This window comes from Nocardioides marinquilinus, assembly GCF_039543705.1.
Classification (GTDB): domain Bacteria; phylum Actinomycetota; class Actinomycetes; order Propionibacteriales; family Nocardioidaceae; genus Nocardioides; species Nocardioides marinquilinus.
The window spans coordinates 46,434-58,531 of sequence record NZ_BAABKG010000002.1 but is presented as its reverse complement, the minus strand read 5'-3'; the positions used below and the strand labels follow the sequence as shown (position 1 = coordinate 58,531).

Here is a 12,098-nt window from a genome sequence, read left to right as displayed (position 1 = left end):
CCCCCGGGCCGATCGTGACCGGTCGGTCGGTCGATCTGGCCCGGGTGGGTCAATCCCAAAGGGTGGGGGTCGCCGGGCGGGTGGCGGCTCAGGCCGACGGGGTCAGCCGGCGTCCGTAGTAGCGGCTGAGCGGTGAGTCGCGGTAGAGGCCGAAGCCCGCGACCGGCACGTAGCCCGCCGACTCGTACAGCGCGATCGCCTCGGGCTGGGCCTCGCCGGTCTCGAGCACGAGCGCATCGACGCCCGCGGCGGCCGCGGTGGTCTCGAGGTGGGCCAGGACGGCGCGTGCGTGACCGCGGCCGCGGGCCGGCGGGACGACGTACATGCGCTTGATCTCGGCGGGGTCGGTGGCGCCGAGCGCGGGCACCTCGCGCCGCCGCCACGCGCCCATGGCGACCGGCTCGCCGTCCTCGTAGCCGACGAAGAAGCTGCCGGCGGGCGGCACGAACATCAGCGGGTCGAGCGGCGTCTCGTCGGGGCCGCCGTAGCGCTCGACGTACTCCTCCTGCACCGCCGCGACCAGCCGGACGACGTCGGGGTCGCCGTAGCCGGCCTGCTCGATGCGCAGCAGCGCCCGTCGGGTCTCGCCCACCGCCGGCCCTCCTCCCACCTCGTTCGGCCGCTGCCAGACTAGGGAGGTGAGCCAGAGCCTGCGCATCCCCCTCGACCTCCTGCCTGCCGACGGCCGCTTCGGGTCCGGGCCGTCGAAGGTGCCGGCCGGTCGGCTCGAGGCACTGGCCGCCACGGGCGACACGCTCATGGGCACCTCGCACCGGCAGGCACCGGTGCGCGAGCTGGTCGGGCGGGTGCGCGAGGGGCTGGGCTCGCTGTTCTCGCTGCCGGACGGTCACGAGGTCGTGCTCGGCAACGGCGGCGCGACGGCGTTCTGGGACGTCGCCACCCACGGCCTGGTCGAGCGGCGCTCGCAGCACCTGACCTTCGGTGAGTTCAGCTCGAAGTTCGCCTCGGCGGCCGCGGCGGCGCCGTGGCTGGAGCAGCCCAGCGTCGTCGCCGCCGAGCCCGGCTCGCGGCCCGAGCCGCACGCCGAGGACGGCGTCGACGCCTACGCCTGGGCGCACAACGAGACCTCCACCGCGGTCATGGCGCCGGTGGTGCGGCCGGCCGGCACGTCGTCCGAGCAATCGCTGGTGCTGGTCGACGCCACCTCGGGCGCGGGCGGCCTGCCGGTCGACCTCACCGAGTGCGACGTCTACTACTTCGCCCCGCAGAAGAGCTTCGCCTCCGACGGCGGGCTGTGGATCGCGCTGATGTCACCGGCCGCGATCGAGCGGGCCGAGCGCATCGCGGCGTCCGACCGGCACGTGCCGGCGTTCTTCGACCTGCCCACGGCCATCGACAACAGCCGCAAGAACCAGACCTACAACACCCCCGCCATCGCCACGTTCTTCCTCATGGCCGAGCAGCTCGACTGGATGCTCGACCACGGCGGCCTGGCCGGCATGGTCGAGCGGACGACGGCCTCGTCGTCCGCGCTCTACGGCTGGGCCGAGGCGGCGTCGTACGCCCGGCCCTACGTCGCCGACCCCGCCCACCGCTCGCTGGTGGTCGGCACCGTGAACCTCGAGGGCGTCGACGCGGCGCAGGTCGCCGCCGTCCTGCGGGCCAACGGCGTCGTCGACACCGAGCCCTACCGCAAGCTCGGCCAGAACCAGCTGCGCGTCGCGATGTACCCCAGCGTCGACCGCGCCGACGTCGAGGCCCTCACCCGCTGCGTCGACTGGGTCGTCGAGCACCTCGAAGCCTGACGCCGAGCGCGGTAGTCCCTGACGTTTGGGGGTCCGCAGGCGCGTTCGACCCCCCAGACGTCCGGGACTATCCCCCAGGGGCCTCGTCGACGGCTGCGCGCACGGCGTCGAAGGTGTCGCGACCGAAGGCGACGATGCGGGCCTCGGTGACGTCGGTGGGCGTCGTGCGGAGGGTCTCGACGGCGGCGCGGACGGCGTCGTCCGGGGCCAGCCGTAGACGCCGGCCGAGACGAGCGGGAAGGCGACGGTGCGGGCACCGAGCTCGTCGGCCACGGCGAGCGCGCGGGCGTAGCACGAGACGAGCAGCGAGCGGTCGGTCTCACCGCGCGTGAAGTTCGGCCCGACGACGTGGACGACCCAGGTGGCGGGCATCGCGCCGGCCGTCGTCCAGCCGGCGTCGCCGGTGGCCAGGCCGTGCGGGAAGCGGCGGCGGCAGTCCTCGAGGACGGCCGGCCCACCGGCCCGGTGGATGGCGCCGTCGACCCCTCCCCCGCCGCGCATGCGGCGGTTGGCGGCGTTGACGACGGCGTCGACGTCCTGGGTGGTGATGTCGCCCTGGACGACGGTCACCTCGGCGTGACCGGCCATCACGCCACCTCCTTGATCAGCCTCAGCGTGGCCCGCTCGAGCGCGGCCTGCCGCTCGTCGGGCGTGGCGAAGCGGCGGCGGGTGGTCCTCTCGATCGTCAGGCCCCGCTCGTAGGCCTCGATGACGCGCGGGTCGACGTAGCTGCTGCGGGCCAGGGTGGGGGTGTTGCCGAGGAAGGCCGAGACCTCCTTCATCGCCCCCGACACCGCCCGCTTGCGCGACGCCTTCGTCTGCCCCGGCTCCGAGCTCTCGGCCAGCGCCGCGGCGGCGAGCACCGTGGCGTGCCAGGTGCGGAAGTCCTTGGCCGTGGCCTCGAGCCCGGTCGTCTCGCGCACGTAGGCGTTGACCAGGTCGGGGATGACCGAGCGCCAGCTGCGGCCCTCCTTGTAGGCCATCAGCCGCGGGTCGTCCTTGGCCTTGCGGCGCCGCATGATGTCGACGGCCTCGATCACCGTGCGGTCGTCGATCTCGATGCGGTGGTCGACCCCCGACTTGCCGACGAAGGTGAAGACCAGCCTGTCCTGGTGCCGCTTGACGTGCCGCCGCTCGAGCGTGGTCAGCCCGAACGAGCCGTGGGTGTCGGCGTAGACGTCGTTGCCGATGCGGAAGTAGCCGAGGTCGAGCAGCCGGACGGCGGCCGCGCACGCCCGCTCCAGCGGCATGCCCTCGCGGCCGAGGTCGCGCAGCACCAGCTCGCGTGCCTTCACCAGGCCCTTGCCGAACAGCAGCATCCGGTCGAACTTCTCCGCGTCGCGCCGCGCGCGCCACTCCGGGTGGTAGAGGTACTGCCGCCGCCCGGCGTCGTCGGTGCCGACGGCCTGCAGGTGGCCGTTGGGGTAGGGCGTGATCCACACCTCGCGCCACGCCGGCGGGATGACGAGGTCGCGCACGCGCTGCACGTCGTCGTCGGGCAGCCGCCGGCCCGCGTCGTCGAGGTAGACGAAGCCCTTGCCCGCCCGGCGGCGCGTCCAGCCGCGCTGGTCGGGCGAGGTCCGCCGCAGTCTCACCACGCGCGCCACCCTAGGAACGGCGCTCGCGCCCCGGCCTCACCCACGGGGACGGGCGCGGCGCACCACCCCGACCAGCAGCAGCACGAGCGCCACCAGGCCCGCCCCGCCCCCGAGCAGCCACGGCCACGCCGGCCGGTCGTCGTCCGGCACCGGCATCGGCGGCGTCTCGGACGCCGCGTCGGGCCCGTCGGTGGTCGACTGGCCCGGTGTCTGACCGGGCGTCGGGCTCGGCGTCGGGTCGGGCGGTGGGGGCGGGACGACGACCCGCCGCAGCGCCGGCGGCAGCGGCACCCGCAGCACGGCCGTGCCGGCGCCCTCGGTGCTGAGGAACAGCGTGCCGTCGTCACCGACGGCCAGGCCCTCGCCCTGCGGCTGGTCGGGCAGCCGCAGGTCGGCGACCTCGTCGAGCCCGGGCCAGGTGTAGACGACCGCCGAGCCGTAGTCGCGGACGACGACGTGCCGCCCGTCGGGGAAGAAGGCCCCGTCGGTGGCGATGCCGAGCACGGTGCCGACCTCGCGCAGCCGGGTGGGCCCGTCGGGATCGAGGCGGCGCGGCGCCAGCAGCACGCGCCCGCCGAAGATCCCCTTCGTCACCACCACCAGGCGGCGGGTGCGGGGGTCGAGCATCAGCGTCTCGGCGTCGGCCGGCCCGCCGGGGTAGACGAGCTCGTACGTCGGCGGCCGCACCGTGCGGTCGCCGCGGCCGACCGGCACCCGCGTCACGCTCACCGAGGCGCGCTCGGCGTCGTTGTCGCCGATGTCGGCCACCCACACCGCGCCGCGCCCGGCCGGGGCCAGCGCCTCGACGTCGACGGCGTCGTCGGTCCAGTCGGTGACGCCGACGGTCTCGCCGGTGGCGGGGTCGACGGTGAAGACGCGGCCGGTGTCGCCGGAGTCGTTGGTGGTCACGAACAGCCCGTCGCGCACGACCAGGCCGCTCGACTCCTCGATGGCGGGGTCGGCGAAGCGGAACTCGACGCGCGCCCGCTCGGGGGCGGCGTCCGCCGGGCCCGCCGCCGTCACGAGCAGCGCGGCGAGGAGCGGCGCCGCGCGCCTCATGCCTCGAGCAGCTCGCCCAGCCGCGGCCGCAGGCCCCAGGTCTCGACGAGCGCGGCGTAGTCGTCGGCGACGCCGTCGGGCACCACCCCGGTGCGCACCGCGCGCAGCAGCGTGTTGCGCGGGGTGTGCCGGCTCTCGACGAACTGGACGACGTCGACGCGGTAGCCCTGCAGCCGCAGCAGCGAGGCGCGCAGCCCGTCGGTGAGGGTGTCGGCGAGCCGTTCGCGCAGGATGCCGTGGCGGGTCAGCTCGGCGTAGGGGCCGGGCGTCGGCGCGCGCCGCAGCTGGGCGGCGACGTCGTGGTGGCAGCACGGCGCGGCCAGCACCAGCGCCGAGCCCCACCCGACCGCCCGGGCCAGGGCGTCGTCGGTGGCGGTGTCGCAGGCGTGCAGCGCGAGGACGACGTCCGGCGGCGGGTCGAGCACGGCGTCGGCGATGGTGCCCTCGACGAACTCGGCGTCGAGGCCGAGGCGGGCCGCCTGGCCCACCACCCGTTCGTGGGTGTCGGCCCGCACGTCGACGCCGGTGACCCGCACCGGCAGCCCGCGGACGCCGGCCAGGTAGCGCTGGGCGGCGAGGGTCAGGTAGGCGTTGCCGCAGCCGAGGTCGGCCAGCCGCAGCGGGTCGTCGGCGGTGGGCAGCCGCAGGTGCCCGGCGGTCAGGGCGTCGGTGAGGGAGGCCTCGAGCAGCCGCAGGAAGTCCTCGACCTGCCGGTACTTCGCCATCCGGCTCGGCTTGACCCGGCCGTCGGCGGCGGTGAGGCCGAGCACCGCGAACACCTCGTCGTCGGGCGGCAGCAGCCGCTGCTTGTCGCGGTCGTGCCCGCGCTCGGGGACGGCGGCCTCGCGCCGCGCCTCGGTGCTGAGCACCGTCTCGCCGCGCTTGGTCACCCGCAGCCGGTGGGTGCGGGTGGCGGTCTCGACGTGCCAGCTGCCGAACGGCTCGGCCAGCAGCTCGTCGACGGCGGCCTGCGCCTCGGCGCCGACGCCGTGGTTGGCGGTGTGGGCCTGCCGCTGGTCGTAGCCGGTGACCTGCAGGTGCCGGCCGGCCTTGAGGTCGACGTAGCGCAGCTCGGCGCGCCGCCACGGCGGCGGGTCGGTGCCGCGCCGGCGTCCGGACGCGATCGCGCGCACCAGCGTCTCGTCGTCGAGCACCGCCGCGCGCACCGTCTCGAACGGGTCGTCGCCCATCACACGACCGCCGCGACGACCACGACCACCAGCAGCGCCACCAGGGCCAGCGAGATGACGAGCCGGCGGTGGCGTGGGTTCACCCCGCCAGCCTAGGCCGGGGCCCTTCGACCGGCTCAGGGTCCGTGGGCGGCCGTCGGCGTGCCCGGCCGACCCCACGGTGGTCGAGGTGCGAGGCCGGCCACGGCCGAGCCTCGAGACCCCCGCAGCGACCACGCGGACGTTCGCGCACGGCGTCCCGTTCTCAGTAGTTCTCCATGGAGGCGCGGAAGACGCCGGCGAGGTCGTCGGGGGTGACCGGCTTGGGGGCGGTGGCGAGCAGGCGCTGCTGGGCGAGGGCGCCCTCGACCAGCGCGTCGACGTCGGCCTCGCCGTAGCCCACCTCGGCCAGGCCGCTGGGGATGCCGATGTCGCGCATGACGGCGGTGAGCACCGAGGGCAGCACGTCGGGGCCGTCGGGGCGGTCGGCCGCGGCCGGGTCGAGCAGCCGCGCGGCGCGCAGGTGACGCTCGGGAGCGGCGTCGAAGGTGAAGCGGAACGCCTCGGCCGCGGTGAGCGAGACCGCCGTCCCGTGGGGCACCATCGGCTCGGCGTCGGGGTAGTCGGCGGGACGGAAGTCGCGCACGCGGCCGGCGATCGGGTAGGCGTTGGCGTGCGGCACGTGCACGCCGGCGTTGCCGAGCCCCATGCCGGCGAAGGTGGCCGCGAGCGCCATGTCGTGCCGCGCGCGCCGGTCGGAGCCGTCGGCGACGGCCTCGCGCAGGCAGCCCGACAGCAGCGTCATCGCGCGCTCGGCCCAGAGGTCGGCGATGGGGTTGGCGCCGCAGAACGGCACCCGCTGCCCGGCCTGCTTGGCCTCGAAGTCGCCGTACCAGCGGGCGGTGTAGCTCTCGACGGCGTGGCCGAGGATGTCCATGCCCGAGGCGGCGGTGACGCCGGCCGGCTGGGTGAGGGTCAGCTCGGGGTCGACGACGGCCAGCGACGGCCGCAGCGCCGGGTGGCTGATGCCGCTCTTGACGTGCTCGGCCAGCACGTCGAGCACGCAGATCGCGGTGCTCTCGCTGCCGGTGCCGGTGGTGGTGGGCACCGCCACGAGCGGCAGCAACGGCTGGGACGGCGCCTGCGCGCGCCCCACGGGGGCGTTGACGTAGTCGAGCACGTCGCCGCCGTTGGTCACCAGCAGGTTGACCGCCTTCGCGGTGTCGATGGCCGAGCCGCCGCCGACGGCCACCAGCGCGTCGAACGGGCCGGCGTCGCGGGCGCTGGACGCCGCCCGGGCGAGCGAGGCGTCGGTGGGCTCGACGTGGGTCTCGTCGTAGACGGTCACCTCGAACCCTTGGGCCACCAGCCCCTCGGCGACCCGCGCGGGGTGCCCCGCGGCGGCGACGCCGGCGTCGGTGACCAGCAGCACGCGTCGTCCGCCCTGGGGACCGAGCAGGGTGCGCAGGTCGTGGCCGATCTCGGCGGAGGCGCCGTCGCCGAACTTCAGCGAGGGGGCGACGTAGGTGAAGACGGTCTCGGACGCGCGGTCGGCCACCTCGCCAACCTAGGCCAGCGGCCCGCGCCGGGGCCACGGACGGGAGGGATGGGGCGCCTGGGACAGGGGTGGTTCGACGGCCCGATCGTTACCCGCGCCAGGTTGACCTGTGCCGAACCGGGTGGCTTACTGCGCCAAGACACGTCCGAGGCCGCCACCACGACCACCGACCGGAGCACGCAGCACACCGGGGGCCTCGAAACATCTGGGGGGATGTGCACCACATGTCGACACCGACGCCTGCGCGCGCGCAGGCGGAGTCACCGCCGCTGCGCGGTCTGGCCGGCCTCGCCGGTCTCGTGGCGACCCTCGTCGCCGCGCTCGGCGTCGTGGCGCTGCTGCTGCTCGCTCCGCTGGTGCTGCTCGCCGCGCCGCTGGTCGCCTACCCGCTGCTGCGCGCCCGCGACCGCCGCGGCGCACGCCCCGCGCCGGCCGCCACCCCGCCCGTGTCCCCGCTGCCCGCCGACCGGTTCGGATCGGGCGCCTGGTGACGGCCGCCGCCCTCAACCTCCCCCGACTCTCCGACGGCGTGGACGACGAGCTCAGCCACGCCGTGCCCGAGCCGGTGTGCCGCGCCTTCGGCGTCGTGCCCTACGGCGAGCGGTCGGGCCGGGTGCTGGTCGCCGTGGTGGACGACGACCCCGTCACCGAGCACGTCGTGGCCGACGGCCTCGACCGGCCGGTGACCCTCGTGCGGCACGACGTCGACGAGATCGTCGAGACCATCGACCGCACCTTCGCCCCGCCGGCGTCCACCGGCACCTCGGCTCCCCGTCCGGCCGCCCCGGCGTCGGCCGACGACTCCGCCGGCGCCGCCGACCCCGCCGACCCCGGTGACGACGCCCGGCTGGCCCGGCTGCTCAGCGAGGCCGGCCTCGTCGAGCCCGGCCCGCTGCGCCGCGGCCTGGTCGAGCACGCCCGCACCGGCGACCCGCTCGCCGACGTGCTGGCCGCCCACGGCGCCGTCCCCGAGCCGGTGCTGCTCGACGCGCTCAGCGAGCTGCACCAGCTGCACCGCGTCGACCTCGCCGGCTTCGAGCCCGACCCCGCCGTCGCGCGACGGTTGCCGGCCCCGCTCGCCGTGGCGCTCGGCGTCCTGCCCCTCGCCGAGGACGCCGGCGCCGTGCTGCTGGCCGTGACCCGGCCGCTGGCCGACGACGACCTGCGCCGTGTCGAGGCCGAGCTGGGCCAGGCCTGCCGGCCGCTGCTGGCCGACCGCCTCGCCCTCGACGCGCTCGTGCAGTCGGTGCACGGGCCGGCGTGGGCGCAGGCCGCCGGCCACGCGCTCGACGAGGTCGCCCCGCAGTGGTCGGCGCGCACCCTGCTCTCCCCCGGCCAGCGGGCGGTGCTCGTGCTGGCGCTCGGCGCGGTGGCGGTGAGCGCCGCCGTCTGGCCGCTGCCGACCCTCGCCGGGCTGCTCGCCGCGACCGTCCTCGCCTACCTGGTGGTCGCCGGCTACCGGGTGCGGCTCGCGCTGCGGGTGCTCGGCGGCGCGCCGTCCGTGGTCCCCGCGGTCGCGCCCCCGGTCGACGACCGCGACCTCCCGTGCTGGTCGGTGCTGGTGCCGCTCACCGACGGCGCGGCGGGCCTGCCCGGCCTGCAGTGCGCCGTCGACTCGCTCGACCACCCGCGAACCCGCCTCGACGTGCTGCTGCTGTGCCCGGCCGACGACACCGCCACCGTGGCCTGGGTGCGCGGCCTCGCGCTGCCGCCGCCCTACCGGCTGGTCGTCGTCCCGGCCGGCGCCTCGGCCCTCGCCCACGGCCTGCACGCCGCCCGCGGAGAGCTCGGCGTCGTCCTCGACCCCGGCGCGCGACCCGACCCCGACCAGCTGCGGCGCGCGGCCGCCTTCCTCGCGCTGCACGACGGCGACGACGGCGTGGTCGGCGTCCGGCCCCGGGTCGTGGCCGACGCCGCCGAGGGCGGACTGCTCGCTCGGTGGACGGCGGTCGAGAGCGCCGTCCTCGGGGCGGTCGTCGCGCCGCCGCTCGAGTCCGACCGGGCCGCGCTGCCGCTCGCCGCCGGCCCCACGCACCTGCGGCTGGACGCCGTGCGGGCGGCCGGGGGCTGGAGCCCCCACCACCGCACGCCCGGCGCCGAGCTCGCCGTCCGCCTGCACCGTCTCGGACGCCGCACCCTGCCCCTCGACTCGACCACGCACGTCACCGCTGCCGTCGACGCCCCCGCGTGGGTGCGTCACCGCGCCCGGCTCGTCGCCGGGACCCTGCAGACCTGGCTCGCGCACGCCCGCCACCCGGCGCGGCTGGTGCGCGACCTCGGCCTGCGGGGCGCCGTCGCGTTCCACCTCACCGCCGGCCAGGTGCTGGTGCCACTGCTCAACCCGCTGCTCTGGGCGCTCGTGACGCTCCTCGTCGTGACCCGCGACCCGCTCGTCGACGGCGTGCTCGGCGCGCCGGTCGTCTACGCCGGCGGCGCGCTGGTCGTGCTGGCGCAGGTGGCGCTGGTGCTGGTCGGGGTGGTCGGCTGCCTGCAGCGCGGGCAGTTCCACCTGGCCCGCGCGGCCCTGCTGGCCCCGTGGGCGTGGGGCCTGACCAGCCTGGCCGCCTGGCGTGGCGCGCTGTCGCTGCTGCGACGCCCGGGGCGGGGCGGGGCCGAGGCGTGAGCACCGCACACGACACCGCCGCCACGGTGCAGTCCACGGGTCGGCCGACGCACGACGTCCCGCGGCGTCGGGGCGAGAGCCTGGCCGTGCTCGCCGGCTTCACCGTCGTCTACGCCGCCGTCGGTCACTGGCTGGTCAGCGAGCAGCAGGTCGTCGGGTTCGAGACGCTCGACCGGTGGTTCCGCGCGCTCACCGTGTGGCACGACGGGCCGGCGGCGCTCGCCTCGGTGGGCGTCGACTACCCGCCGCTGTCGGTGCTCGCCCTCACCCCGCTCACGCTGGTCGCGGGGCCGGCGGCCTCGCTGGCGCTCGTGCCGCTGGGGTCGGCCGTCTTCGCCGGCGCCACCATGGCGGCCCTGAACACGCTGCTGCGGCGGGCGCTGCTCGGCCTCCCGGCGCGGGCGGCCGTGCTCGTCGCGCTCGGGCTGAACCCGCTCGTCGTCCTCCACGCCGCCACCGGAGGACGGCCGTTCGTGTGGCTCGCGCTCGCCGTCACCGCCCTCGGCTGCGTCGTCGCCTGGTACGTCACCGCCGACGTGCGGTTCGTGGTGCTCGCCGGGCTCGCCTTCGGCGTGGCCGCGCTGGCCGGCTACGGCAGCCTGCTGTGGCTGGCCGTCGCCACCGTGATGCTCGCCGCCGTGCTCGCCCGGCTCGGCGCCTCCGCCCGCGAGGTCGAGGGCACGCTCGTGGGCCTCGCCTCGCCGGCCGCCTACGCCGTCGCCCTCTGGACGGCGCTCAACCTCGTCGTGCTGCTGCGCCCGTTCGCGTGGGTCGGCGACGGGCACGACCTCGGTGGCACGGCCGGCGCCCCGGTCGCGCCCGCCTCCCGCTCGCTGCACGACCTCGCCCTCGACACCGGCTCGCTGCTGCTGCACGGCGCCCCGCTGGCGCTCGTCGTCCTGCCGGCGCTGGTCTACGTCGGCGTCGCCCGCCGCAACCCGCTCGCGCTGTGGCTCGGGGTGCTGCTGCTGGTCGTCGGCCTGGCCCCCGCGGCCGGGGCGGCGCTGCGCCTGGGGCCGTCGCCGTTCGCGATGCAGGCGGCGCTGCCGGTGCTGCTGGTGGCCGTGGTCGGTGCGGCGTGGCTCGCCCGCTCGGCCGGTGACGCCCGGCACCGGGTGGCCGCGCTGCTCGTCGTCGGGCTGCTGGCCAGCGTGCCGTGGACCTTCCGCGCCCTGCCCGACTACCCCTACCAGGGGCTCGAGCGGCCCTTCCACGACGCCCTCACCACCGGCGAGAGCCAGGAGGGCGCCCTCACCGTCGACGGCGCCGTGGTGGGCTACGTCGACGAGCGCGACATGGCCGACGCCGTCCTCGACCGCGTGACCGACGGCGACGTCGTGCTCACCGACCCGGGGCAGACCTTCGCCGTGGTGCTGCTCACCGGCCGGCCCGCGCTGTTCGCCGACGCCGCGCGGGCGGGCGACGACGACCCGCCGGCCGACTACCTGCTGCTCTCGCGCGACACCGCCCGCGACCGGCTCGCCGCCCGTCTGCCCGACGCCGCGTCCGGCCTCGACCCGCGGCTGCCCGTCGTCCACGCCAACGACCGCTACGTGCTGCTCGAGCTGCCCGACGGGACGACGCCGTGACCGCCGCCCCCGACCCCCGCCTGCCGGTGGTGCTGCCGCCCGCCCGGCTGCGCGCAGCGCCCCCACCGGGGGCCGAGGATCAATATGCTCGTCCCCACGCCCCGCCCGCCGTCCCACCCGCCGCACCCCACGAGAGCGCGATGACAGACCGGACAGACCAGCCCCACCCGGAGTCCGACACCGACGCCGACGACGGTCCGCCGTCGCTCGAGGGCGTGGCCGACTTCAACGTCGTCGTGGCCGACGAGGCGGCCCGGGCCGCCCGCGAGCGCGCCCGCCTGGCCGCCGAGGCCGCCGAGGCCGCGCAGGCCGCCGCCGAACAGGCGGCCGCCGAGTCGCGGCGCCACCACGACCGCGTCGAGGACGCCGTGAGCCCGGCCGCCGCCTCGCTGCACGACGTCGCCGAGGTCTCCAAGCAGGTCATCGCGGCGATGCGGGCCATCAACCTGGCCCACCACGCCCACATCGAGTCGCTCGAGCTCGAGGCGGCCCGCCGCTGCGAGCTGGCCACCGCGCAGGCCGAGCTCGACGCCGAGCTGATCCGGCTGCACGCGCGACGCGAGGCGCACGCCGTCATCGCCGCGGCGCGGCTGCGGGCCGGCGAGATCGACGCCGACAGCGGCGAGCCCGACCAGCTGGGCGAGATCGGCGAGACGTTCTCCCGCTTCGCCGAGACCATCGAGATCGCCATGGCGCCCGGCCCCGAGGTGCCCGACCCGCGTCGGCGCGGCTGAGG

10 protein-coding genes and 1 pseudogene are annotated in these 12,098 nt (G+C 76.7%); 5 read left to right on the top strand and 6 right to left on the bottom strand.

Annotated elements, in window-relative coordinates:
* Positions 1-88 precede the first annotated feature (88 nt).
* Positions 89-592, bottom strand: coding sequence for a GNAT family N-acetyltransferase (locus ABEA04_RS06325; protein ID WP_345455817.1), 504 nt, complete (start codon positions 590-592; stop codon positions 89-91).
* A 46-nt stretch (positions 593-638) separates the two neighbouring features.
* Here ABEA04_RS06325 and serC point away from each other — a divergent pair, with 46 nt between their 5' ends.
* On the top strand, positions 639-1,766 hold the full coding sequence (serC, locus tag ABEA04_RS06320) for a phosphoserine transaminase (RefSeq protein WP_345455813.1): 1,128 nt from the start codon (positions 639-641) through the stop codon (positions 1,764-1,766).
* 67 nt (positions 1,767-1,833) lie between these two features.
* Here the strand turns inward: serC and ABEA04_RS06315 are convergent.
* The 5 genes and pseudogenes from ABEA04_RS06315 to ABEA04_RS06295 all read right to left on the bottom strand — a co-directional run bounded on the left by ABEA04_RS06315 (position 1,834) and on the right by ABEA04_RS06295 (position 7,150).
* Positions 1,834-2,354, bottom strand: a pseudogene (locus ABEA04_RS06315) (O-acetyl-ADP-ribose deacetylase).
* Positions 2,354-3,361, bottom strand: a complete 1,008-nt coding sequence (locus ABEA04_RS06310; protein ID WP_345455810.1) for a DNA topoisomerase IB — start codon at positions 3,359-3,361, stop codon at positions 2,354-2,356. The pseudogene ABEA04_RS06315 and the gene ABEA04_RS06310 overlap by 1 nt, the downstream one beginning before the upstream one ends.
* 39 nt (positions 3,362-3,400) lie before the next feature.
* On the bottom strand, positions 3,401-4,423 hold the full coding sequence (locus ABEA04_RS06305) for a hypothetical protein (protein WP_345455807.1): 1,023 nt from the start codon (positions 4,421-4,423) through the stop codon (positions 3,401-3,403).
* Positions 4,420-5,613 (bottom strand): class I SAM-dependent methyltransferase, encoded by a 1,194-nt coding sequence (locus tag ABEA04_RS06300; RefSeq protein ID WP_345455804.1) that lies wholly within the window; start codon positions 5,611-5,613, stop codon positions 4,420-4,422. Before ABEA04_RS06300 ends, ABEA04_RS06305 begins: the two co-directional genes overlap by 4 nt.
* A 244-nt stretch (positions 5,614-5,857) precedes the next feature.
* Complete coding sequence (locus tag ABEA04_RS06295) at positions 5,858-7,150, bottom strand: hydroxyacid-oxoacid transhydrogenase (RefSeq protein WP_345455801.1); 1,293 nt, start codon at positions 7,148-7,150, stop codon at positions 5,858-5,860.
* A 224-nt stretch (positions 7,151-7,374) separates the two neighbouring features.
* Between ABEA04_RS06295 and ABEA04_RS06290 the strand changes: the two genes are divergently transcribed.
* The 4 genes from ABEA04_RS06290 (at position 7,375) to ABEA04_RS06275 (ending at position 12,096) form a co-directional block, all read left to right on the top strand.
* A complete protein-coding gene (locus tag ABEA04_RS06290; protein ID WP_345455798.1) occupies positions 7,375-7,641 on the top strand; it encodes a hypothetical protein in 267 nt (88 codons plus the stop codon).
* Positions 7,638-9,773 (top strand): GspE/PulE/PilB domain-containing protein, encoded by a 2,136-nt coding sequence (locus ABEA04_RS06285; RefSeq protein WP_345455795.1) that lies wholly within the window; start codon positions 7,638-7,640, stop codon positions 9,771-9,773. Before ABEA04_RS06290 ends, ABEA04_RS06285 begins: the two co-directional genes overlap by 4 nt.
* Complete coding sequence (locus tag ABEA04_RS06280; protein ID WP_345455792.1) at positions 9,770-11,362, top strand: hypothetical protein; 1,593 nt, start codon at positions 9,770-9,772, stop codon at positions 11,360-11,362. The genes ABEA04_RS06285 and ABEA04_RS06280 overlap by 4 nt, the downstream gene beginning before the upstream one ends.
* Before the next feature lie 140 nt (positions 11,363-11,502).
* Positions 11,503-12,096, top strand: coding sequence for a hypothetical protein (locus ABEA04_RS06275; protein WP_345455789.1), 594 nt, complete (start codon positions 11,503-11,505; stop codon positions 12,094-12,096).
* The last annotated feature ends 2 nt before the right edge of the window (positions 12,097-12,098 follow it).

Coding starts and splice junctions, on each gene's coding strand:
- ABEA04_RS06305 (WP_345455807.1), bottom strand. CDS start 4,423: ATGAGGCGCGCGGCGCCGCTCCTCGCCGCGCTGCTCGTGACGGCGGCG.
- ABEA04_RS06290 (WP_345455798.1), top strand. CDS start 7,375: ATGTCGACACCGACGCCTGCGCGCGCGCAGGCGGAGTCACCGCCGCTG.
- ABEA04_RS06275 (WP_345455789.1), top strand. CDS start 11,503: ATGACAGACCGGACAGACCAGCCCCACCCGGAGTCCGACACCGACGCC.
- ABEA04_RS06300 (WP_345455804.1), bottom strand. CDS start 5,613: ATGGGCGACGACCCGTTCGAGACGGTGCGCGCGGCGGTGCTCGACGAC.